The sequence below is a fragment of the Streptomyces sp. NPDC002276 genome (genome assembly GCF_053891435.1).
Window position 1 is genome coordinate 1 of record NZ_JBSFCQ010000023.1, and the last position, 21,011, is coordinate 21,011.

Consider the following 21,011-nt stretch of genomic DNA (forward strand, 5'->3'; position numbering starts at 1 on the left):
TGCAGGGGGGACCCTGTGGGAGAGTAGGACGCCGCCGAACAAATATTGCGAGAACCCCCGTACCGTTAATTCGGTACGGGGGTTTTCTGCGTTTAGGCTACGGTAGCTATCGTGGCCGATATGAACTACAAGATCCGTTCGATACGCGCCGACGAGTGGGCCCAGGCGAAGGAGCTGCGGCTCGTCGCGCTTCAGGACCCCGTCGCGCACCTCGCCTACCTGGAGACCTACGACACAGCGGTGGCCAGGCCGGACTCCTTCTACCAGGAGCGGGCCGTAGGAGCCGCCGAAGGGGCTGACGGGGCTCAGCAGATCATTGCCGAGGGGCCGGACGGCGAGTGGGTCGGGATGCTGACCGTGCTGCTTGAGGAGGCCGGGTCGGTCGACTGGGCCGGCTATGAGGTCGAACGGAAGCAGGGGCACATCGTCGGGGTGTTCGTGCGCCCGGAGGTCCGGGGCATCGGGCTGACCGAGGTGCTCTTCGACGCGGCCCTGGAGTGGGCCTGGGGGCGCGGGGCCGAGCGGGTGCGGCTCATCGTGCACGAGGACAACGAGCGGGCCCGGCGCTTCTACGGCAAGGCCGGCTTCGTGCCAACGGGCGTCACCGTGCCCTTGGGTGAGCACGCGGACCAGATTGAGGTGGAGATGGCGGTCGAGCGGCCGTAGTAGCCGGGCTGCCGTGCGTAAGTCCCGTTGCTATACCGGGAGTTCGTGGTGCGGCCAGCGGGCCCTGGCCTGTTCCCGGGAGCGGAGGAGGGCCAGGGTGGGCAGGCCTCGGTCCGCTCCGGTGGCCAGGAGGTCGGGGAGTTGGGGGAGCGGGGCGACCGCGGCGATGTCGTCCAGGACGAGCGTCATTGGTGGGTCGAGGCGACCGGCCGATGACCGTTCGGCCATGTGCCGGCCGCGCTCGACCACGCTTGATGCGAGGGCGGTGAGCAGAGGCATCGCACCCGGGTTCGTACGGGGGTCCTCGATGGATTCACCGACCAGATAAAGCGTGCCCCCTTCGTTCGCGAAGGAATCCAAGGAGAGCGCGTCAGTTCTGTTGGGTGTGCAGGCTTCGCGGATGTTGACCGTGAAGAGCGAGGACAGCGCGCGGCTCGTCAACTCCTGCGCGATGTCCCGGCGTTCGGGGTAGGAGGTGAGCGCGGCTTCCAGTTCGCCTGCCGCGCCGGGAGCCGCCTTGGGGTTCGTACGGAGGGTTCGTACCGCGTCCTGGATCTGGGTGCCCTGGGACCAGCGGTGGACGTGGCGGATGGTGCGGCCGTCGATCGCGGCTGCGTGCAGGTAGCTGCGGAGGAGTGTCTCGGCTGTGTCCGCCACCGCCTGGTCGATCTTCGCGGTGGGTTTTACGGGGGCCAGGAGGGCGGCGGCTCGTTTTACCGCGGTCTGCTTGTCCTCGCAGCCTGTTGTGGGGGACCAGTGGAGGCGGGCCGGGGTGTCGCAGAGGTGGGTGGGGTCGTAGAGGAGGACCGGGCCGAGTTTGGCTCGGGCGTCCTTGGTGTCCTGCCAGACCGTTTTGTTCGACGTGACTACCAGGACTGGGCCTTCCGCGTCCCGTACGGCCTGGGTCGCGGTTGCCTGGCGGGTCTCCGCTGTCGCGAGAAAGACCTTTTCCCACCCGCCCAACCGTTCACCGTTCATCGGGGAAGCAGAGGCAGAGGCAGAGGCGAGCGGGGGTGCGCTCGGCGGCTGTTCGAGGACGGCCGTGGGGTGCGGCTGTGGTTCCGGTCTCTGTGCCGGGACCTCGTGAACTTCCGGCGCCTGCCGCTCTGTTCGGGTCCGGGCGCGTACCGCTCGCCATCTCGCCACCGTGCCCATCGTGAACACGGTCAGGACGCACAGGACCATCAGCTGGCCGATGAACAGGCCCCAGAAGAGGCCGTAGCCGGAGAGTTGGGTGGGTGGGGTCTCCGGCCAGGCGCCGGTGATGTCGTGCGGCTGGCCGATCAGGTGGCGCATGGCCAGGGGGGTGCGGGCGAAGGTGACGCCCGTGGGCCAGGCGCCCTTGGAGAACAGGGCTGCCAGGCCCGCGGCCGACCACACCAGCAGGGTCATGCCGAGGAGGAAGGCGAGCAGGCCGATCAACAGGCCGTCGGGGATGCCTCCTCGGCGTTCCCGTTCTCGTTCCCGTTCGTCGTTCGGTCTCATCTCGCCTCTTCGCCTCTCACGCCACCGTGGACTCGGAGGAGCCGTCGAGATCGCTCAAGTGCTGTTCCATGAAGGCCGCCGCGCGTTCCTCCGCCTCCAACTCGGCTGCGCGCAGGGCGTCGTCGGTCAGTTCGCGGTCGTGGTCGCGGGAGGACTGGGTCATCGCACGGTCGGTGAAGACGAGGGGGCGTTCCGTCTCGGTGATGAGGTGTTTGACCACCTGGACATTGCCGTTGACGTCCCAGACCGCGATGCCCGGGGTGAGCGTCGGGATGATCTCCACCGCCCAGCGCGGTAGCCCCAACACCCGGCCCGTTGCGCGTGCTTCGTCCGCTTTTTGAGCGTAGATCGTTCGCGTCGAGGCCATCTTCAGGATCGCCGCTGCCTCTTTCGCCGCCGCTCCGTCCACCACGTCCGACAGGTGGTGGACCACCGCCACGAACGACAGGCCCAGGCGGCGGCCGAACTTCAGCAGGCGCTGGAAGAGTTGGGCGACGAAGGGGCTGTTGATGATGTGCCAGGCCTCCTCGACCAGGAAGATGCGCTTCTTCCGGTCGGGGCGGATCCAGGTGTGCTCCAGCCAGACGCCGACGATGGCCATCAGGATGGGCATGGCGATGGAGTTGCGGTCGATGTGGGACAGGTCGAAGACGATGAGGGGGGCGTCGAGGTCGATGCCCACCGTCGTCGGGCCGTCGAACATGCCTCGGAGGTCGCCGTCGACCAGGCGGTCGATGACGAGGGCCACGTCCAGGCCCCAGGCCCGTACGTCGTCTATGGCGACGTTCATCGCCTCGGCCGACTCCGGTTCTGGGTGCCGTAGTTGCTCGACGATGTCCATGAGGACGGGCTGGCGGTCGACGATCGTCTCGTTGACGTAGGCGTGCGCGACCTTCAGCGCGAAGCCCGAGCGTTCGTCGAGGCCGTGGCCCATCGCCACCTCGATGATCGTGCGGAGCAGGGCGAGTTGGCCCGTGGTGGTGATCGCCGGGTCGAGGGGGTTGAGGCGAATTCCCATGTCCAGGGCGGCTGTTGGGTCCAGGCGGATAGGAGTTATTCCCAACTCCTCCGCGATCAGGTTCCATTCGCCGACGCCGTCCTCGCCCTGGGCGTCCAGGACGACGACTTGGCGGTCGCGGAAGCGGAGTTGGCGTAGGACGTACGTCTTCTCCAGGGCCGACTTGCCGTTGCCGGACTCGCCGAGCACCAGCCAGTGGGGGGCGGGGAGTTGCTGGCCGTAGAGCTGGAAGGGGTCGTAGATGTAGCCCTTGCCGGAGTAGACCTCGCGGCCGATGATGACGCCCGAGTCGCCCAACCCGGGGGCGGCCGTGGGGAGATAGACCGCCTGGGCCTGGCCCGTCGAGGTGCGGACCGGGAGGCGGGTGGACTCGATCTTTCCGAAGAGGAAGGACGTGAAGGCGTCGGTGAGGACGGACAGCGGATCCCGCATCTGACCCCTACCTCCGGATGCCGGTGGCGAACGGCAGTGTGTTCACAAACGCGCGGTGGTGCTCGCGGTCGCACCATTCGAGCTTCAGGTACGACTTGCCGGCGGACGCCCTTATCGTGCGCTTGTCGCGCGCCAGGGCCTCGGGATTGCGGGAGGAGACGGTGATGTAGCCGACCAGGTTCACCCCGGCCGCGCCGCTCGCCAGGTCCTCGCCGCGCTGGTCCATGCGGCCGTGGGCGGCGACGTCGCGGGGGTCGACGGTGCGGTTCATCTTGGCGGCGCGGGAGGCGTCGGCCTCGTCGTTCGTCTTCTCGGTCAGCATGCGCTCGATGGCGACCTCGGTGGGTTCGAGGTCCATCGTGACGGCGACCGTGCGGATGACGTCCGGGGTGTGGACGAGGAGGGGCGCCAGGAAGTTCACGCCTACCGGGGTCATCGGCCACTCCTTCACCCAGGCCGTGGCATGGCACCACGGCTCGCGGGTCGACGACTCACGGGTCTTCGCCTGGAGGAACGTCGGTTCCATGGCGTCGAGTTCGGCCGGCCAGGCGTTGCGCTTCGTCATCGCCTGGATGTGGTCGATGGGGTGGTCCGGGTCGTACATGGAGTGGATGAGGGAGGCGAGACGGCCCTGGCCGAGCGGCTGCCGTACGCGGATGTCGGCTTCCTGGAGACGTGAGCAGATGTCCGTCAACTCGCGCGCCATGACTACCGCGAGGCCCGCGTCCCGGTCGAGCTTGCGGCCCGCGTGCGGGCGCGAGGCGCGGGCCATCGCGTGGGCCTCGGCGGAGAGTTCGCGGGTGAAGTGCATGCACGCGACGAGATAGGCGCGGTGCTGCTCGCTGCTGGTGGACACCATCGACTGGAGCTGGTCGTACGACTGTTGCAGCCAGGTCAGGGACTTCTCGTCGCCGCGCTGGGCGACGTCCTTGGCGTGGGCGTCCGGGTCGGCGGGGAGGGTGCGGGCGAGCATCTGGATGCGGGTGACGAAGCCGTCGCCGTTGGCCACATGCTTGAGGAGGGTGCCGAAGCGGTCGACGAGGGCCTCCTGGTCCTCGCTGTCGCGCAGGCCGACGCCCGGGCCCTCGATCTCGATCGCGGCGGTGACCGTACGGCGGTCGGCGTGCAGGAGTACGGCGATCTCGTCCGGGCCGAAGGGGGCGGCGAGCCAGTTGATGCGGCCGATCCCGGGCGGCGGGCCGATCTCCACCTCGCGGCCGTCGAGGTGGACGCCGGCCTCCATGACGGAGGAGCGGTACGTGGTGCCGTTGCGCAGGGTGCGCTTGTAACTGCGGTTGATCTCGAACCACTTGTAGAACGTGCGGCGCTTGTACGGCACGTAGACCGCCATCAGCGCGAGCAGCGGGAAGCCCGTCAGCAGCACGATGCGGAGAGAGAGGACGGGGACGAGGAGTCCGCACATCATGCCGAGGAACGCGCCCACGATGATGAGCGCGATCTCGCCGGTCTCCCGGTTCTTGCCGACGATCGCGTTCGGCCGTGCCCGGCCGATCAGATATGTCCGGCGGGGCGTGATCGGATGGGACAAATGGGCCGTGTGGGATTCAGCCGTCAACGCCCTTCACCTCCCGTGCGGTTGTTGCGGGCGTTGCTGGCGTGCGGGGTGTTCGCCGGGCTCTGGCGGGGCGGGGGCGCGGAGGTGGGGACTGCTCCGCCGCTGCCTGAGGACGGGCGGGTGCTGTGGGCGGCTACGCCGCCGGAGACCGGGTTGGACGGGCGGGCGCCGCCGGAGGACTGGCCGCCTCCGCCTCCGCCGTCGTTCGTGCGGGCGCTGTGGGTCTTGATGCCCTGGGCGACCATGGTGGCCGGGGAGCTGATGACCGCGGCGGCCTTGCCTTCGGCGCCCTGCATGATGCGGTTGTTGCGGCCGTTGGCGATCTCGTCGCCGAAGCCGGGGACGAAGCGGTAGATCATCGCGCTGGCGAAGATGGCCAGCAGGATGATGGCGAGGCCGGAGACGACGGCGGAGAACGAGTCCGGGCCGTCGGCGGAGGACAGCGCGCCGGCCAGGCCGAGCACGATGACGATGACCGGTTTCACCAGGATCACCGCGATCATGATGCCGGCCCAGCGGCGGACGTGGCCCCACAGGTTCTTGTCGACGAGGCCCGCGTAGACGACGGTGCCGAGGAGGGCGCCGACGTAGAGGAGGGCGGCGCGGATGACGAGTTCCAGCCAGAGGACGCCGGCGGCGAGGATGCTGACCAGGGAGACGACGATCAGCATGATCGGGCCGCCGCCGATGTTGTCGCCCTTGGCGAGGGCGCCGGAGAAGGTACCGAAGAACGTGTCGGTCTGGTTGCCGGTCGTCTTGGCGAGGACGTCCGTGACGCCGTCCGTGGCGGAGACGACTGTGTACAGGATCAGGGGTGTGAACGCGGAGGCGATGACCGTGAGCCAGAGGAAGCCGACCGCTTCGGAGATCGCGGTGGTGAGGGGGACGCCTCGGACCGCGCGCTTCGCTACCGCGAGGAGCCAGAGGAGGAGGGTGAGGATGGTGGAGGCGGCGAAGACTACTGCGTATTGCTGAAGGAAACGCTGGTTCGTGAAGTCGACGTTCGCTGTCTCTTTTACCGCTCCGCTGAGCTTGTCGATCGTCCAGGAGGCGGCGTCGGCGCAGCCTTTTCCTAGGGAGGAGAGGGGGTCGAGGGTGGAGGTGGGGTCGTCGTTGATCGACCCTCCGCCGGTCTTGTCCTTGTGGTCGCTCTCGCACAGGGAGCGGGCGGCCCCCTGGATGAGGCGGCAGGCGTCGCTGCTGGCCGTGGGAGTGGGGGTCGGTGAGGGTGACGGAGCCGCGAAGGCGCGGGTCGCCAGGAGCACGGTGGCGGTCTGGAGTACCGTGACCGCCGCCGCGGCCCTGAGCACGCGGTGCTTACCGGGCATAGGTGAACCCTCCGTACTCCTCGACGGCCTTGGCCATCTGGTCGGCGCTGGACGCCTTGTCGTCTCCGGGGACCGGCGCGGGGCCGTCCGTCTGGGAGAAGGTGTCGACCTTCCAGTCGCCGTCCGCCCAGCGCAGTTGGAGGGTCAGGGTGAACCAGTCGCTGGTGACGGGGTTGGTCGAGCCGTCCCCCGCTGTGCCGTAGAGCCCGGTGCACCAGACCTCGACCGCTGCCGCGGTGTCGGAGTATCCGGTGACCTTGGTGCCGATGGGTACGGTGCGTGAGATGTAGGTCTTGCCCGTGGCCGCGTTGCCGTTCTGGTCGAGGCCGAGGCTGCTCAGGAACTGCTTGGAGTAGGCCTTGTCGAGTTGGGTCTGCACGGCCGTCTGTTGACCGGCGACGAAGACCTGCCGCACGATCTGGGTCCGCCGGGTCGGCTTGAGGATGTCCGCCGAGACGAGAACCGTGGCGTAGTTGGTCGCCGCGCTCTCCGCGCCCTGCTGTCCGTGTGCGAACCCGGCGGGAATCCCGCCCGCCTTGGTCTCCACCGGCTTCGTTCCGCTCGCTGCTGTGGACGCGGCGTCCGGCTTTGAACCGTTGGATGTGGTCGTGTCGTTGGAGGAGGAGTCGTTGCCGCCCCGGTTCGCGAAGGCGATGGCGGCGATGAGGAGGACTACTACTCCGACGACCGTTACCAGGCTTCTGGAGGAGGAGCGGCCGCCTCGGCGGGCGCCGCCGTAGACGTCGCCCGGGGTCTGGGGGTAGCGGGTGCGGGTCTGGCCGGTGCCGCCGTAACCGCCGGAGGTCTCGTGCTCGTCTCCGGAACTCATGCCGGGTACGCCCCTTCGCCGTCGTCCAGAAACATCTGGAAGTACGACGGTAGCCGTGCTGGTTCCCGCGCGGGCGCGGTGTGGTGACTCGACATCAGGGAAACGCAACCTCAGCCGGTGGGCGCGACGGGCGGGTGGGGTGGGGAAGGGGGAAGGCGGTCGAGGTCGGCGGCTATACCGCCATGCCGTACACGATCGTGAAGAGGGTGCCCAGGGAGCCGATGATGAAGACCCCGGTCAGCCCGGCGACGATGAGGCCCTTGCCCTGTTCCGCGCTGAACGTGTCGCGGAGCGCCGTCGCGCCGATGCGCTGTTTGGCCGCACCCCATACGGCGATTCCGAGACAGAGGAGGATGGCGACCGCCATCACGACCTCGATCATCACCTTGGCCTCGTTGCCCAGGCTGCCGAAGGGGCCCCAGTCCGGAGCGATCCCCCCGATGATGGTGTTGATGTCTCCCTTGTCGGCCGCAGAGAGCATGTAAGTCACCGCCCCTGATGGGTAGTTCCGCATCCCCTGCAGGTGCGCAGAGGTCAGGCATCATTGTCGCCGACAATGGCGCCGACGTATGTCGACTTGGCGTCATTGGTTGGCGAGTTTCGTACGAATACCGCGTACGGTCACTCTGTGTATCACGGTAGGTAACGCCGGGCAACGAGGCCTGGGCGGAACCTGTGCGTGGTTCGGTCGTTAGCCCCTGATTATCGAGTTGCTCGTGCTGATGTTCTCATGATGAACGGGCCGCGGCTGGATGCCGCGGCCCGTTCTCTCATGCCACGTGTGGCCCCCACGACCCACGGTGGCATGACATGTGACTGTGGATCAGATCCGAGTGGAGCGGAGGGGGAGCTGGTCGGCCGTTAGTTCGCGAAGGCCGAGATGCCTTCCGGGGTGCCCCAGCCGGTCGGGCCGTCGTAGCCGGTCTCGGCGGTGCAGAAGTAGGCCGTGGTGCAGGAGCCGTTGTAGCCGCTCGTCACGTCGTTGAGGGACGAGGTGCCCGCGTAGTCGTAGGGGTACTGCGCCGGGTAGGTGCCGCTGGCCGGGGTGCCGGCGAGGGCGTAGACGCCGGCGATGATCGGGGCGGAGACGCTGGTGCCGCCGAAGGTGTACCAGCCGGCGGTGACGCCGTAGGAGTCGTAGACCGAGACGCCGGTGGCGGGGTCGGCGACGGCGGAGACGTCGGACTCCATGCGCTTGGTGCAGCCGGTGTCGGTCTGCCAGGTGGGCTTGGCGTCGTAGGCGGAGCAGCCGGAGCCGGTGCCCTCGGTGCTGGAGGTGCGCCAGACGGCCTCGGTCCAGCCGCGGGTGGTGGAGGAGGTGGAGAGCTTGGTGCCGCCGACGGCCGTCACGTACCGGGAGGTCGCCGGGTATTCGGCGCCGTAGGCGCTGTCACCGGAGGAGACGGTGATGGCCACGCCCGCGTGGTTGTAGTACGAGGTGTCGTACGACGTCTGGGACGAGGACTCCGAGCCGCCGTAGGAGTTCGACACGAACTTGGCGCCCAGGGTTACGGCCTCGTTCTCGGCGGTGCCGAGGTTGACGTAGCTGGCGCTGGTGGCCTCGACGAGGGTGATGTTGCAGAGCGGGCAGATCGCGCTCGCCATGTCGAGGTCGAGGGAGATCTCCTCGGACCAGCCGGCGTCGGACGTGGGGAGGGAGGTCGTGGAGCCGGTCTGGCTGACCTTCTTGAAGCAGCCGTTGGCCGTGGTGCAGGCGGAGAGGCCGTAGTACGAGCGGTAGGTCGCGAGGTCGGCCTCGGCGTTGGGGTCGTTGTACGCGTCGACGATGGCGATGGTCTCGCCGGAGCCGTTGGAGGCGGCGGCGGAGGTCAGGCCGTAGGCCGAGCGGAGGTTGGTCGGGCTGTAGCCGGACGGGGTCGTCGCGTCGGCGGCCTTGGGGGTGATGCCGGTCTTCGCGGCCTGCATCTTCTGGAAGGCGGTGAGGCCGCCGGTGACGCGGTAGGACTTGCAGGTGAGATCGCCCGTGTGCTTGGGGGTCGCACAGGGGGTCGCGGCGTAGGTCACCGCGGTGGAGGTGGTGGCGCCGGCTGCCGCGTCGGCCTGTGCGGCGGTGCCGAGGCCGGTGAAGACGAGTGCGGCCGTGGCGACGGCCGCGGAACCTATGCGGCGCCATCTACCGTGCGTGTGGGGGGAGTTGGGGGTCGTGGTACGCAAGGTGCAGCCTCCTGAGTCGGTGGAACAGGGGCGGTGCGGGTGCGTGTCGCCGGTGCGGTTTCCCCGGCGGTGGGGGGCGGCCCGCGATGACCATCTCTTGTTGAGTACGCGACAACAAGAGGCTGCTGGAATCCTGACTTCCGGCTTACCGAACAGGGTCTGGCTCTTTACCAAACCCACAGGTTTTTCATGGGAGTCGGGGGCGGGTCGAGGTCCGGGACACGGCGAACGGGCCGCGGCTGGTTGCCGCGGCCCGTTGCCACTTGCTCCGCCGAGGGGACCCCACGTCCCCCTTTGCCGGCGGCTCCCCGTGACCCGACGGGGAGGCTCTGCGGGAGTGCCTCAGCCGGTGAAGGCCGAGATGCCCTCCGGGGTGCCCCAGCCGGTCGGGCCGTCGTAGCCCGACTTCGCGGTGCAGTAGTACGACGTGGAGCAGGTGCCGTTGTTGCCGCTGGTCACGTCGTTCAGGGCGGAGGTGCCGGCCGCCGCGTAGGGGTAGGAGGCCGGGTAGTCGCTGCTGCCGGGGGTGCCGGCCAGGGCGTAGACCGAGGCGATGATCGGGGACGAGGCGCTGGTGCCGCCGTAGGTGCCCCAGCCGGTGCCGTCGTCGCCGTAGGTGTCGTAGACCGAGACGCCGGTGGCCGGGTCGGCGACCGCGGAGACGTCGGAGATCATGCGCTTGGTGCAGGTGGCGTCGGTCTGCCAGGTGGGCTTGGCGTCGTACGCCGAGCAGCCGGAGCCGGTGCCCTCGGTGCTGCTGGTCTTCCAGACGCTCTCGGTCCAGCCGCGGGAGTTGGAGGAGGTGGAGAGCTTGGTGCCGCCGACGGCGGTGACGTAGCGGGAGCCCGCCGGGTACTCGGCGCCGTAGGCCTCGTCGCCCGCGCTGGCGGTGATCGCGACGCCCGGGTGCTTGTAGTACGAGGTGTCGTACGTCGTGTCGGAGGAGGACTCCGAGCCGCCGTAGGAGTTCGAGACGAACTTGGCGCCCAGCTTGACGGCCTCGTTCACCGCGGTGCCGAGGTTGGCGTCGCTCGCGGACTTGGCCTCGACCAGGAGGATGTTGCAGTTCGGGCAGGTCGCGCTGACCATGTCGAGGTCGAGGGACTCCTCGCCCGCCCAGCCGCTGTCGGCGGAGGGGAGGGAGGTCGTCGAGCCGGTCTGGCTGACCTTCTTGAAGCAGCCGTTGGCGACCGTGCAGGCCGAGAGGCCGTAGTACGAGCGGTAGGTCGCGAGGTCGGCGGCGGCGTTCGGGTCGTCGTAGGCGTCGACGATGGCGACGGTCTGGCCCGAGCCGTTGTCAGCCGCCGCGTCGGCGAGCCCGTAGGCGGACTGGATGTCCGAGGGGCCGTAGCCGGTGGGGTCGTCGGTGGCGGCCTTCGGGGAGATGGTCTTGGGCGCGACGCCCTTCAGCGCGGCCTGCTTCTCCATGAAGGCGGTGGTGCCGCCGGTGACGCGCAGCGCGTTACACGCGGCGAAGCCCTTCTTCGGGGTGGCGCCGCAGGCGGCCTTCTCGTACTGCACATGGGCCTTGGCGACCTGTGTGGCGATGGCCTTGGCGGTCACCTTGTGCGGGGCGGTGGCGGCGCTCGCGTGGGCCGCGGTGCCGAGGCCGGCGATCAGGAGCGCGGCGGTCGCGGCGGCGGCGGAGCCGAGTCTGCGCCAGTTGCCGCGTATGTGGGGGGAGTTGGGGGGTGACGTACGCAACGTACAGCCTCCAGAGAGAGGTGGGCAGAGGCCTGCGGGTGGGGGATCCACCGGTCAGGTTCCCGGTGGGGGCGGCGGCCCGTGACGACCTTCCCTTGTTGAGTACGTGACAACAAGGAGGGTTCCGGAGTTCTGACTTCCGCGTTACTCAAGGGGGTTGGGGGATTGCTGATCAATGGCGCCGGGATGGTACGGCAATGGCCGGAACTTGACTCTCTCCACGGAAAATCCACAGCGTGACGCGCGTTGAACGGCGTCGGGGAGGGGTGCCGGAAGGGCGCTGGGAGTGCGCTGTAAGTGCGGCTGGAAGGGCGCTAGAAGTGGGCGAGGAGCTGGCGCAGGGGGTGGCCGAACGCGGCGGTGACGGTGGCCAGTTCGTCCTCGGTGAGCCAGCCGCGGTTCGGGTACAGGACCTCGATCCTGAAGCTCGCGAAGCCCATCGGCCAGTCGTAGTCCAGGTCGTTGAGCGATGTCTCGGTGCCGCAGCAGGGGACCGTGACCAGGAGGGTGGAGAAGCCGTCGTCGTACCGGTCCTGGACGGCCTCGCCCCACCAGCCGTCGGAGTCCGCGCCGCAGTGCGGGCAGTGGATCGTCTTCAGGTTCGCGCCGCAGTGGACCATTTCGACCGTGTCGTGCCACCGGGCCGCCAGGCCGCGGCGGGCGTCGGCGTCGGGGAGCAGGGCGGACAGGGCGGCCGTGGCACGGTCCGCTGCGGCGCGGTCGGGTCGCCGGTGCGGGTCGGTCGGGATCACCGTCAAGTAGTTGTCGCTCATTGCTCGTTCAGCGCTCGCTCACTGCTCGTTCTCGCGGGGCTTGAGGCCGTTCAGCAGGTGGTGGATCAGGGTCGGGACGCCGGCGACCGCGGACTCCGGGGTGAGAGTGCCCTGGGCCGCGAAGGAGGCCGTGCCGTGCAGGGCGGCGCCGACCACCAGGCTCACCGTCCAGGCGTCGCCGGGGACGATCTCGCCGCGCTCCTGGGCGTCGGAGATGATCCGCACGAAGGGGACCGTGGTGCTCTCCACGGCCGCGCTCAGCTGCTCGGAGATGTCCGCGTCGTGCTTGCGGGAGTACATGACTTCGAGCAGCTCGGCGTTGGACGCGGCGAAGTGGACGTACGCCTTCGCCAGCGCGGTGAGCCGTTCCTCCAGCGGGAGTTCGGGGGTGTCGGCGCCGCTCAGCGTCTGGGCCATGCGCTCGAAGCCGGACAGGGCCAGCGCGTCGACGAGGGCCTGCTTGTCCTTGAAGTGGCGGCCGGGGGCGGCATGGCTGACCCCGATGTCCCGGGCGAGCTCACGCAGGGACAGGGCTGCGACGCCCTTCTCCAGCAGGGTGCGCTCCGCGCTCGCGAGCAGGGCGGAGCGCAGGTCTCCGTGGTGATAGGGGCGTACAGGCATGCGAACCATCGTATCCCGATGTAGACAGCGGCAGCATTGTTGCTACCGACATCATTGTTGTCATTGACAGCATTGTAGTCGTTGCCTACATTGGGAGGCATGGACAACACGGGCAAGACCATCAGTGGCAAGGGCGGCGGCAAGGCCGCCAAGTGGGACGCGAGCCGGATCCCCGACCTCACCGGCCGGACGGCGGTCGTCACGGGCGCCAACAGCGGTATCGGCTTCGCGGCCGCCGCCGAGCTGGCCCGCGCGGGCGCGCACGTCGTGTTCGCCGTACGGGACCCGGAGCGCGGGCGGGCCGCGGCGGCGAAGGCGGGCGGCAGCACCGAGGTACGGCGGCTGGACCTCGCGGACCTGGCGTCCGTGCGGGAGTTCGGCGCGGGCTGGGACGGCCCGCTGGACCTGCTCATCAACAACGCGGGCGTGATGATGCTCCCCGAGGGGCGCACCCGGGACGGCTTCGAGACGCAGCTCGGCACCAACCACCTGGGCCACTTCGCCCTCACGAGCCTGCTGCTCCCGCACATCACCGACCGCGTGGTGACCGTCTCCTCCGGGGCGCACCGGATGGGCGACGGCTACATCCACTTCGAGAACCTCAACCTCGACGGCATCTACGGCCCGCAGCGCGCCTACTCCCAGTCCAAGCTGGCCAACCTGCTGTTCACGCTCGAACTCCAGCGCAGGCTGGAGGCCTCCGGTTCACACGTCCGCGCGCTGGCGGCCCACCCGGGCTGGGCGGCGACCAACCTTCAGAGTCATACGGCGAACCCGGTCAGCCGCGCGCTGATGGCCGTCGGCAACAGGGTCCTCGCCCAGGACGACAAGGGCGGCGCCCTGCCGACGCTCTACGCGGCGACCCAGGACCTGCCGGGCGCGAGCTACGTCGGACCGAGCGGACTGGGCGAGATGCGCGGGGCGCCGACGCTGGTGGGGCGCAGCGCGGAGGCGAGTGACGTGGAGGCGGCGGGGCGGCTGTGGACGGCTTCGGAGGAACTCACCGGGGTGCGGTTCTCGGTGGGGGCGGTGGCGTAGGGGGTCGTAGGGGTCGTAGCGATCAGAGGGGAATCAGGGGGGCTCAACTCCAGCTGCGCGCCTGGGCGTTGAAGACCTCAGAGGCGCTGTGCACCGGCAGGACGCACAGGAGGTGGCCGCCGGGGGCGCGCAGGGTGCGGCACTCCAGCCAGCGGGAGACCGGGGTCGCGCCCAGGGCGAGCAGACGGGCGGTCTCCGCCTCCACGTCGTCGGTCTCGATGTCGATGTGGAAGCGGGGGTTGGGATCGTCGACCGCCTGAACCGCCGTCACCAGGCCGGGGATTGCCTCGTGCAGGGTGGTGAACTGCTCCTCCGCGGGGACCGGTGCGGCGGGGGCGCCGAGGGCCGCCGACCAGAAGGCCGCCGCGGCGGCGGCCTCCGGCCCGGGGGTGTCGATCAGGAGGGCGAAGACGCGGCTTCTATGCATGTGGTCCGGTTTCCGGGGGTGTTGGGTCTGAGGCGTCGGTCGCGTCCACCGCGGCCGTGTCCTCCACGCCCTCCACGAAGTGGTCGAACTCGCCTGCCTGGACGCCCAGTACGAAGGCGTCCCACTTGCGGCGGTTGGTGGTGACCACGTTCTCCGGGTCGCTGGTCTCGCGGATGTAGACCGGGGCCTCGCCGTCGTCCCCCGCGCCGAAGGCGATCTCTATCCAGGGGCCGGGTCCGGTGGCGTCCGGAGGGGCCGCGCGTTCCCAGGTGAGGTCGGGGGGGATGTCGGACACAGGAGATTCCTCTTTCTGGAGCCGGGGCGGCATCGAGTATCGCTCAGGGGGCAGAAGAGACGGGAGGACAGTACGGTGGAATGACCGCCGAACGAAGCGCCGAACGAGTCATTGCACGAGCCGTTCACAGCGAAATCTCAGCAAACGTCGACGTCCTTTCTCACCTTCGTGGGACAAAGTGGGGGCCGATGAAGCGCAGCTCACGCATCTCCCGTTCCGCTCACCTCGCGGGCAACCGCCGGTACGCGCTGTTCGTCGCCGTGGTGACGCTGGCCCTGACCTCGGCGTCCGTGGCCACCGCCGACGACGGCCCGGGGCCCTTCGGGGTGACCACCGTGACCGAGGTGAACAAGCAGAGCGTGCGGGTCGGAGCCCTGTTCGGCGCGGCCCACGCCACCAGCCTGGCCGGCGGCCACCACTGCACCGCGTCCGTGGTGCACAGCGCCGGGCACGACCTCATCGTCAGCGCGGCCCACTGCCTGGACGGCGACCCCGGCGACGTCTTCGTGCCCGGCTACCGGGACGGCAGGGCGCCGTACGGGGTGTGGAAGGTCGTGCGGCGGTTCCTGCCGGACGGGTGGAACCAGGGGCAGGCCGAGGACAGCGACATCGGCTTCGCCACGGTCGCCGAGGTGGACGGTAAGAACATCGAGGACGTGGTCGGCGCCGACCGGTTCGCCACCGGCATGGCCACCGGGGCCACCGCCGTGACCATCACCGGCTACCCCTCCGCCACCGACCAGCCCATCAGCTGCACCAACAAGCCCACCCAGCACAGCGCCACCCAGCAGCGCATCGACTGCCCGGGCTTCACCGGCGGCACCAGCGGCAGCCCCTGGGTCAACGGCGACCAGCAGGTCGTCGGTGTCATCGGCGGACACGAACAGGGCGGACTGACGCCCGATATCTCCTACAGTGTCGTGCTCGGGAAAGAAGCGGCCGAGTTGTACAAGGACGCCACGAGCGACCCGTAATAAGGGCCGCCGCACCTCCCGTTCCGCTCGCTGAATACGCGTCACATCCGGCGGAAACACAGCGAAATGCCGCCACCCTGCCCCGAAATGGCCTTGAACAGGGCTGACATGGGGGAGGGTTGAGCCGTGCGAAAAGTATGGGTGATCGGTGGGGTCGCGGCCGGGCTCGGGCTCAGCTTCGTGATGCTGCTCGTCGTCGGGGTCTACCTCGTCGCCGGGAACCTCGTCAACGGAGCCGGCGGAGGCAGCGTCTCGCTCGCCAAGGGCGCGGTGCCGGCGGCCTATTCGTCACTCGTGCAGAAGTGGGGCAACCTCTGCTCCGCCCTCAACCCCGCACTGCTCGCCGCCCAGCTCTACCAGGAGAGCGGCTTCAACCCGAACGCGAAGAGCCCCGCGAAGGCCGAGGGGATAGCGCAGTTCATCCCCGGCACGTGGGCCACGCACGGGATCGACGGCAACGGCGACGGCGTCCGCAACGTATGGGACCCGAACGACGCGATTCCCTCGGCCGCGACCTACGACTGCCAGCTCGCCTCCTATGTGAAGGACGTGCCCGGCAACCAGAGCGAGAACATGCTCGCCTCGTACAACGCGGGCGCGTACGCCGTCATCAAGTACCAGGGTGTGCCGCCGTACGCGGAGACCAAGAACTACGTGAAGACGATCACGTCCCTGGAGCAGAGTTTCGCCGCGCCCGTCAGCCGGGTCGACCCCTCCCAGCAGGCCGCCACCGCCATCACGTACGCCCAGAGCAAGCTCGGCACCCCCTATCTGTGGGGCGGGAACGGCACCGCCGACCAGAACGGGCGGTTCGACTGCTCGGGGCTGACCAAGGCCGCGTTCGAGAGCGCGGGGATCACGCTGCCGCGCGTTGCGAACGACCAGTACAACGCGGGACCGCATCCGCAGCGGGCCGAATTGCTGCCGGGAGATCTGGTGTTCTTCTCGGACGACCTCACCAATTCCCGCGCCATCCGGCATGTGGGGATTTATGTCGGCGGCGGATACATGATCGACGCGCCTCGCACGGGTGCTGTGATCCGTTTCGACCCTATTGACACCCCTGATTACTTCGGCGCCACCAGAGTCACCGAAGATGGCGCGAAAGCGCTCCCCACGACGGTGTGAACCGAGCGTGAACCCACCCCCTGAGCTGCGGCGATGAGTCTCTCTTCGATAACGTCTGCGTGATCATTCGGTGGAGTGTGGAACGTATCAAGTGAGGCCGTGCGTTCCTGTTGCAGTAACGCGCACGAGAGGTGCGCCCGGAACCACGACGAAGGAGCCGCAGCACCATGGCTGTACTCGCCGAATCCGGGTCCAACCCCGACGTCGATCTGCTCTACGACATCAATGGCCTCGCCAAGGACGCGCCGCACTGGCTCGACCGGGTCGTGGAGTTCGTCGGTGAGTACGGGCTGCTGGTCGCCATGGTGCTGCTCGTGGTCTGGTGCTGGTGGTCCGTCCGGCGGCGCGCGGACGACGACGCCGCGCAGTCCGTCGCGGCGCTCGTCTGGACTCCGCTGGCCGCGGCGATCGCCGTTCTTGTGAACGTGCCCATCCGCGGGTTCGTCGAGCGGCCCCGCCCCTTCCTCGACCACACCGGCATCGACGTCCTCGTCTCCGGGAAGACCGACTACTCCTTCGTGAGTGACCACGCCACGATCACCATGGCGATGGGCGTCGCGCTGTTCGTCGCGAACCGGCGGTTCGGCCTGCTGGGGATCGGGCTCGCGCTGGTGGAGGGGTTCTGCCGGGTCTATATGGGCGTGCACTATCCGACCGACGTGATCGGTGGGTTCGCGCTCGGTACGGCTGTGGCTCTTCTGCTGTCTCCGCTGGCGATGGCGCTGCTTACGCCTGTGCTGAAGGCTGTTGAGAGTTCGCGGTGGGGGGCGTGGTTGGTTCGGTCCGGTGATGCGCGTCGGTTGGCCCGGGACGCGGTGATCCCGGGGGCTCGGACGGAGACTTCGGGGACTGAGGAACGGGACCTGGCTGCGTAGGCGTCGATTTTCGTCTGCGGGTGCGTTGTGGCTGGGCGCGCAGTTCCCCGCGCCCCTTTGGGGCGCCTACAGGCCCTGTGGGTATGTGAAGAAGTGATTCGGGTCGTACTGCTTCTTCAAAGTCGTGAGGCGGGTTGCCGCGTCGCCGTAGTACGCCTTGCGCCAGTTGGTGAGGGTGGGGTCCGTGTAGTTCTGGTAGGCGGCGCCCGAGGCGTACGGCTTCATCGCGGTGTGGAAGCGGGTCAGCCAGGACTGGGCCGCGGTGCCCGCGGTGCCGGCCGGCCAGGAGACGAGGTACTGGGCCAGCATCCGGGAGCGGCGGTGCACGAAGGCCGTCGCCGTGGGGGAGACCCGGTTGACCGCGCCGCCCAGGGCCGTCAGCGCGATGTCGCCGCTGCCGCTGACCGACCGCATCTGCGCGAGCATCGTCTGGATGCCCGCGTCGGATATCGAGCGGTCGAAGAAGTCGGAGCGGCCGGTGTAGGTCTCCCTGGCCAGCGCGCCCTGCGGGTTGCGGCCCGGGGTCGTACCCGGGAGGTGGCACTGGGCGTCGGTCGAGAACGACGAGCAGCCCGCGTAGGCGTTCATCGACTCCTCGTACGTGTGCCGCCTGAGCGAGACGCTCGACGCGTTGCCGCCGACGAGGTGGGCCAGCTTGTCGACCGCGTTCTGGAGTTCGTTGTAGGTGCCGAGGGAGAAGGCGGCTACGGAGACCTTGGGGATGCCGCCGGGGGTGTTCGAGAGGTGGCAGGACGACCAGATCTCGTCGGGCTGGTCGGGGCCCCACTCCTGCCAGGCCTTCACCACGGCCGCCGCCATGGAGGACGGCCAGGTCAGGTAGCCCGACACGGCCTGGGGCGCGGGGTGGGTCTTGAACTGGAGTTCCGTCACGACGCCGAAGTTGCCGTTGCCCGCGCCGCGCAGCGCCCAGAACAGGTCCTTGTTCTCGCTCGCGTTGGCGATCAGCTGCTTGCCGTCGGCGGTGATGAGCGTGGCCTGGGTGAGGCTGTCGCAGGTCAGGCCGTACGCCCGGGAGACCACGCCGTGGCCGCCGCCGAGGGTGAGGCCGGAGACGCCGACCGTGGGGCAGGAGCCGGCGGGGATGGTCACGCCCTTCGCGGCGAGGCCCCGGTAGACGTCGATGAGCTTCGAGCCGGCGCCGACGACCGCGGTGGAACCGCTCGCCCGGATCTTGTTCAGCTTCGACACGTCGACGATCAGCCGGTTGTCGCCGGAGGACCAGCCGGCGTAGGAGTGGCCGCCGTTGCGGATCGCGACCTTGATGCTGTGGGCGCGGGCGTAGGAGAGGACGGAGTGGATGTCGTCGGCGTTCGCGACATAGGCGACCGCGGCCGGCTTCAGGTTGTCGAAGCGGGTGTTGTAGAGCTGGTGGGCCGTCTTCCAGGAGGCGTCGCCGGGGCGGACGAGGGTGCCGTCCAGGTCCCGGGCGAGGGCGGTCCAGTTGGCCGCGGCGCTAGGCAGTTTGCCGGTGCCGGTGGTCTTGGAGGTGTTGGCGACGGTGGACGTGTCACCACTGCCGATGTCCAGGCTCTTGCCGCTGCACCCGGCCGTGGCCACCGCCGCTATCGCGGCCGCGCCGCCGCCTATGAACGTACGCCGTTCCATTTCGCCTCCTGTGGGGATTCCGTGAAGTGAGATACGTCCGGCGTCCCACAAGTTCTCGCGCTCATGTCACGGGTTCGGAACAGACGGGTTCGGCAAAGACAGGTGCCCCGCGGCGTCCGTTCTGGCCTGGCTTCTCGCCCGTCTCGCCGGACCGCGCCAGCCGCATACGCACCGCCCGAAGCAGAAAGGTCCCTGCTCGACGAGTGCCGTGCGATGTTCCGGATGTACGGGGGGAGCCTCTCGGCCGTCCTGCTGCGCCACTCCGACAACGTTACCGAGGTTCAGTAAAGGGTTCGTATGGCGGCCGGAAGTCGTTGTACCCGGCCCGGATCCGCGTGACGGGGTCACCTGCCCGCTCGTTAGGCGGGGCGACAGGGGGCCCGTGACGACGTACCGGGGGTACGGCAGCGATGGAGGAGCGGCAGCGCAGGCGCGCCGGTGGGGTGGTCGTCGCGGCGGGGCTCGTGATGGGGGTCTGTGCCGGGGCCGGTGGATGCGGTGGTGGCGACGGGGCGGTCACGGCGGACGCGCGTGGTGGCGGGGACGCGGTCGCGGTGGTGCGGCGCGCGGCCGACACCCTTGTCGCGGCGGGGAGTTCACAGGCCCGTACGTCCATGGAGATGGCCACCGGCGGCACCCGCGTGACCATCCGCGGCGCGGGCGGCTACGACTTCCGCCGCCAACTCGGCCGACTCACCGTGCAGTTGCCGCAGGACCCGGCCGGGGCCAGTGAGCACCGGCCGATCACCGAACTCCTCGCGCCCGGCGCCCTGTTCATGAAGAACCGGGGTGCCGGGGTGCCCGCCGACAAGTGGGTACGGGTCGACACCGGGACGCTGTCCGACGGCAACCTCGTGACCGGCGGGGCCACCGACCCGTATGCCGCCGCCGAGGTGCTGCGCGGGGCGACTACGGCGACGTATCTGGGGAAGACGGAGGTGGCCGGGGCCCTCGTGCGTCACTACCGGGGGGTCGCCGATCTCTCCGTCGCCGCGCGGAGCGCTTCGGCGGGGAACGCGGCGGCTCTGAGGTCGGCGGCGAAAGGGTTCGCCACCGCCCGGGTGCCCTTCGACGTCTACCTCGACGACCAGGGGCGCGTCCGCAAGGTCCGGCAGCGGTTCAGCTTCGTCAACGGGCAGCGCCGCAGCACCGTGGCGGTCGCCTCGACGACGCTGCTGTACGACTTCGGGGCCTCCGTGGACGTACGGCTTCCGGCATCGAAGGACATCTACGCCGGGCAGATCGCCGAGAAGTGACCTGATCCGATCGGTGACGAGTCCCTGTGAGAACTAGCCCGTCCGTGCCATGCGCGGTGTGTAGACCGCTCCCTACTCTAGGAAGTCGGTGACGGCAGAGAAGAGGTGACGCACGTGGCTCCGGTCGGCGGTACGGCAGTTCAGGACCACGTGGCACTCGCCGAGATCGAGCTGTGCGGAGACCTGATCATCGCGGCCTCGGCCGCCCAGGACCGGCTCAGCCTGGAGAGCATCGACGAGGTGCTGAAGGTGGCCGAGGAGCGGGACGCCTCCAACAGGTCCTAGGTACTGGGTACTTACTAGGTGCGCAGCAGTCGGGCGATGGCCTTCGTCGCTTCTTCGACCTTCGCGTCGATCTCCGTGCCGCCCTTGACTGCGCCCAGAGCGGAGCTCTCAATGGCTGCAGTGGCGACGCAGTGGCGCAGGTGTTCCTCCAGGAGTTGCAGCGCGAACGACTGCAAGGCCTTCGTGGAGGCGGACACCTGGGTGAGTATGTCGATGCAGTAGACGTCCTCGTCGACCATGCGCTGGAGGCCGCGGATCTGGCCCTCGATCCGGCGCAGGCGCTTGAGGTGTTCGTCCTTCTGTTTGTGGTAACCGTGGGTCACCGGTCCGGAAGGCGTCGTCGCCGCGTCGGCCTCGGTGGTCGTCATCGCGTCCGTCGCGTCCATCACGTCCTCCAGACATATACCCCTAGTGGGTATATCGTAACGAACTTTGCTGGGTATAGGGCCTGTGGTACGCCCCCGTGCGGATCACTGTGCCTGATGGGCGACACTGGGGGA

General features: G+C 69.0%; 21 protein-coding genes. 7 read left to right on the forward strand and 14 right to left on the reverse strand.

The features are described from left to right. The first annotated feature begins 120 nt into the window (after window positions 1-120). Window positions 121-666, forward strand: coding sequence for a GNAT family N-acetyltransferase (locus ACWIHT_RS39950; RefSeq protein WP_456173450.1), 546 nt, complete (start codon window positions 121-123; stop codon window positions 664-666). 30 nt (window positions 667-696) lie between these two features. Here the strand turns inward: ACWIHT_RS39950 and ACWIHT_RS39955 are convergent, their stop codons facing one another. From ACWIHT_RS39955 to ACWIHT_RS40000, 10 genes are all read right to left on the reverse strand, one after another. Beyond that, on the reverse strand, window positions 697-2,151 hold the full coding sequence (locus tag ACWIHT_RS39955) for a type IV secretory system conjugative DNA transfer family protein (protein ID WP_456173452.1): 1,455 nt from the start codon (window positions 2,149-2,151) through the stop codon (window positions 697-699). A 16-nt stretch (window positions 2,152-2,167) separates the two neighbouring features. Continuing rightward, window positions 2,168-3,601: an ATP-binding protein gene (locus tag ACWIHT_RS39960; protein WP_019073677.1), complete on the reverse strand. Its 1,434-nt coding sequence runs from the start codon at window positions 3,599-3,601 to the stop codon at window positions 2,168-2,170. Window positions 3,602-3,608: 7 nt separating this feature from the next. Further along, the gene (locus ACWIHT_RS39965; protein ID WP_456173454.1) at window positions 3,609-5,177 is read right to left on the reverse strand and encodes an SCO6880 family protein; all 1,569 of its coding nucleotides are present in this window, start codon (window positions 5,175-5,177) and stop codon (window positions 3,609-3,611) included. Then, window positions 5,174-6,505 carry a hypothetical protein gene (locus tag ACWIHT_RS39970; RefSeq protein WP_456173456.1) on the reverse strand — a complete coding sequence of 444 codons (1,332 nt, stop codon included), beginning with the start codon at window positions 6,503-6,505 and terminating at the stop codon, window positions 5,174-5,176. Before ACWIHT_RS39970 ends, ACWIHT_RS39965 begins: the two co-directional genes overlap by 4 nt. Then, entirely contained in the window at window positions 6,495-7,334 is an 840-nt protein-coding gene (locus tag ACWIHT_RS39975; RefSeq protein WP_456173458.1) for a hypothetical protein, read from the reverse strand. Before ACWIHT_RS39975 ends, ACWIHT_RS39970 begins: the two co-directional genes overlap by 11 nt. Before the next feature lie 172 nt (window positions 7,335-7,506). Continuing rightward, window positions 7,507-7,815 carry a hypothetical protein gene (locus tag ACWIHT_RS39980; protein ID WP_033281366.1) on the reverse strand — a complete coding sequence of 103 codons (309 nt, stop codon included), beginning with the start codon at window positions 7,813-7,815 and terminating at the stop codon, window positions 7,507-7,509. A gap of 380 nt (window positions 7,816-8,195) precedes the next feature. Next, window positions 8,196-9,509, reverse strand: a complete 1,314-nt coding sequence (locus tag ACWIHT_RS39985) for a S53 family peptidase (protein WP_456173459.1) — start codon at window positions 9,507-9,509, stop codon at window positions 8,196-8,198. A gap of 342 nt (window positions 9,510-9,851) precedes the next feature. Then, window positions 9,852-11,213 carry a S53 family peptidase gene (locus ACWIHT_RS39990; RefSeq protein WP_456173460.1) on the reverse strand — a complete coding sequence of 454 codons (1,362 nt, stop codon included), beginning with the start codon at window positions 11,211-11,213 and terminating at the stop codon, window positions 9,852-9,854. A gap of 314 nt (window positions 11,214-11,527) precedes the next feature. Continuing rightward, complete coding sequence (locus tag ACWIHT_RS39995) at window positions 11,528-11,986, reverse strand: hypothetical protein (protein WP_456173461.1); 459 nt, start codon at window positions 11,984-11,986, stop codon at window positions 11,528-11,530. An 18-nt stretch (window positions 11,987-12,004) separates the two neighbouring features. Beyond that, a complete protein-coding gene (locus tag ACWIHT_RS40000) occupies window positions 12,005-12,607 on the reverse strand; it encodes a TetR/AcrR family transcriptional regulator (RefSeq protein ID WP_456173462.1) in 603 nt (200 codons plus the stop codon). 99 nt (window positions 12,608-12,706) lie between these two features. On the opposite strand from ACWIHT_RS40000, the gene ACWIHT_RS40005 reads away from it, so the two are divergent. Next, entirely contained in the window at window positions 12,707-13,645 is a 939-nt protein-coding gene (locus ACWIHT_RS40005) for an oxidoreductase (protein WP_456173463.1), read from the forward strand. A 43-nt stretch (window positions 13,646-13,688) separates the two neighbouring features. On the opposite strand, the gene ACWIHT_RS40010 is transcribed toward ACWIHT_RS40005, so the two are convergent. Together ACWIHT_RS40010 and ACWIHT_RS40015 are read right to left on the reverse strand one after the other, a co-directional pair. Beyond that, window positions 13,689-14,072 (reverse strand): VOC family protein, encoded by a 384-nt coding sequence (locus ACWIHT_RS40010; RefSeq protein WP_456173464.1) that lies wholly within the window; start codon window positions 14,070-14,072, stop codon window positions 13,689-13,691. After that, window positions 14,065-14,367, reverse strand: a complete 303-nt coding sequence (locus ACWIHT_RS40015; protein ID WP_456173465.1) for a DUF397 domain-containing protein — start codon at window positions 14,365-14,367, stop codon at window positions 14,065-14,067. The genes ACWIHT_RS40010 and ACWIHT_RS40015 overlap by 8 nt, the downstream gene beginning before the upstream one ends. 188 nt (window positions 14,368-14,555) lie before the next feature. On the opposite strand from ACWIHT_RS40015, the gene ACWIHT_RS40020 reads away from it, so the two are divergent. The 3 genes from ACWIHT_RS40020 to ACWIHT_RS40030 all read left to right on the forward strand — a co-directional run bounded on the left by ACWIHT_RS40020 (window position 14,556) and on the right by ACWIHT_RS40030 (window position 17,344). Further along, a complete protein-coding gene (locus ACWIHT_RS40020) occupies window positions 14,556-15,341 on the forward strand; it encodes a trypsin-like serine peptidase (RefSeq protein ID WP_456173467.1) in 786 nt (261 codons plus the stop codon). A gap of 183 nt (window positions 15,342-15,524) precedes the next feature. Then, window positions 15,525-16,469: a bifunctional lytic transglycosylase/C40 family peptidase gene (locus ACWIHT_RS40025; protein WP_456173592.1), complete on the forward strand. Its 945-nt coding sequence runs from the start codon at window positions 15,525-15,527 to the stop codon at window positions 16,467-16,469. Window positions 16,470-16,636: 167 nt separating this feature from the next. After that, entirely contained in the window at window positions 16,637-17,344 is a 708-nt protein-coding gene (locus ACWIHT_RS40030; RefSeq protein ID WP_456173468.1) for a phosphatase PAP2 family protein, read from the forward strand. Between the two features lie 66 nt (window positions 17,345-17,410). Here the strand turns inward: ACWIHT_RS40030 and ACWIHT_RS40035 are convergent, their stop codons facing one another. Continuing rightward, complete coding sequence (locus ACWIHT_RS40035) at window positions 17,411-18,970, reverse strand: FAD-binding oxidoreductase (protein ID WP_456173469.1); 1,560 nt, start codon at window positions 18,968-18,970, stop codon at window positions 17,411-17,413. Between the two features lie 410 nt (window positions 18,971-19,380). Here ACWIHT_RS40035 and ACWIHT_RS40040 point away from each other — a divergent pair, with 410 nt between their 5' ends. Further along, window positions 19,381-20,226, forward strand: coding sequence for a hypothetical protein (locus tag ACWIHT_RS40040; protein WP_456173470.1), 846 nt, complete (start codon window positions 19,381-19,383; stop codon window positions 20,224-20,226). 105 nt (window positions 20,227-20,331) lie between these two features. Continuing rightward, on the forward strand, window positions 20,332-20,511 hold the full coding sequence (locus ACWIHT_RS40045; RefSeq protein WP_456173471.1) for a hypothetical protein: 180 nt from the start codon (window positions 20,332-20,334) through the stop codon (window positions 20,509-20,511). A gap of 14 nt (window positions 20,512-20,525) precedes the next feature. Here ACWIHT_RS40045 and ACWIHT_RS40050 read toward each other — a convergent pair whose 3' ends face one another. Then, the gene (locus tag ACWIHT_RS40050) at window positions 20,526-20,879 is read right to left on the reverse strand and encodes a metal-sensitive transcriptional regulator (protein ID WP_456173593.1); all 354 of its coding nucleotides are present in this window, start codon (window positions 20,877-20,879) and stop codon (window positions 20,526-20,528) included. Window positions 20,880-21,011 lie beyond the last annotated feature (132 nt).

What these genes read in the sequence shown, in the direction of transcription:
- ACWIHT_RS39995 (WP_456173461.1), bottom strand. Translation starts at nt 11,986, where the DNA reads ATGAGCGACAACTACTTGACGGTGATCCCGACCGACCCGCACCGGCGA.
- ACWIHT_RS40020 (WP_456173467.1), top strand. Translation starts at nt 14,556, where the DNA reads ATGAAGCGCAGCTCACGCATCTCCCGTTCCGCTCACCTCGCGGGCAAC.
- ACWIHT_RS39970 (WP_456173456.1), bottom strand. Translation starts at nt 6,505, where the DNA reads ATGCCCGGTAAGCACCGCGTGCTCAGGGCCGCGGCGGCGGTCACGGTA.
- ACWIHT_RS40030 (WP_456173468.1), top strand. Translation starts at nt 16,637, where the DNA reads ATGGCTGTACTCGCCGAATCCGGGTCCAACCCCGACGTCGATCTGCTC.
- ACWIHT_RS40040 (WP_456173470.1), top strand. Translation starts at nt 19,381, where the DNA reads ATGGAGGAGCGGCAGCGCAGGCGCGCCGGTGGGGTGGTCGTCGCGGCG.
- ACWIHT_RS40010 (WP_456173464.1), bottom strand. Translation starts at nt 14,072, where the DNA reads ATGCATAGAAGCCGCGTCTTCGCCCTCCTGATCGACACCCCCGGGCCG.
- ACWIHT_RS40025 (WP_456173592.1), top strand. Translation starts at nt 15,525, where the DNA reads ATGCTGCTCGTCGTCGGGGTCTACCTCGTCGCCGGGAACCTCGTCAAC.
- ACWIHT_RS39955 (WP_456173452.1), bottom strand. Translation starts at nt 2,151, where the DNA reads ATGAGACCGAACGACGAACGGGAACGAGAACGGGAACGCCGAGGAGGC.
- ACWIHT_RS39960 (WP_019073677.1), bottom strand. Translation starts at nt 3,601, where the DNA reads ATGCGGGATCCGCTGTCCGTCCTCACCGACGCCTTCACGTCCTTCCTC.
- ACWIHT_RS40000 (WP_456173462.1), bottom strand. Translation starts at nt 12,607, where the DNA reads ATGCCTGTACGCCCCTATCACCACGGAGACCTGCGCTCCGCCCTGCTC.
- ACWIHT_RS39950 (WP_456173450.1), top strand. Translation starts at nt 121, where the DNA reads ATGAACTACAAGATCCGTTCGATACGCGCCGACGAGTGGGCCCAGGCG.
- ACWIHT_RS40005 (WP_456173463.1), top strand. Translation starts at nt 12,707, where the DNA reads ATGGACAACACGGGCAAGACCATCAGTGGCAAGGGCGGCGGCAAGGCC.
- ACWIHT_RS40050 (WP_456173593.1), bottom strand. Translation starts at nt 20,879, where the DNA reads ATGACGACCACCGAGGCCGACGCGGCGACGACGCCTTCCGGACCGGTG.
- ACWIHT_RS39980 (WP_033281366.1), bottom strand. Translation starts at nt 7,815, where the DNA reads ATGCTCTCTGCGGCCGACAAGGGAGACATCAACACCATCATCGGGGGG.
- ACWIHT_RS39975 (WP_456173458.1), bottom strand. Translation starts at nt 7,334, where the DNA reads ATGAGTTCCGGAGACGAGCACGAGACCTCCGGCGGTTACGGCGGCACC.
- ACWIHT_RS40035 (WP_456173469.1), bottom strand. Translation starts at nt 18,970, where the DNA reads ATGGAACGGCGTACGTTCATAGGCGGCGGCGCGGCCGCGATAGCGGCG.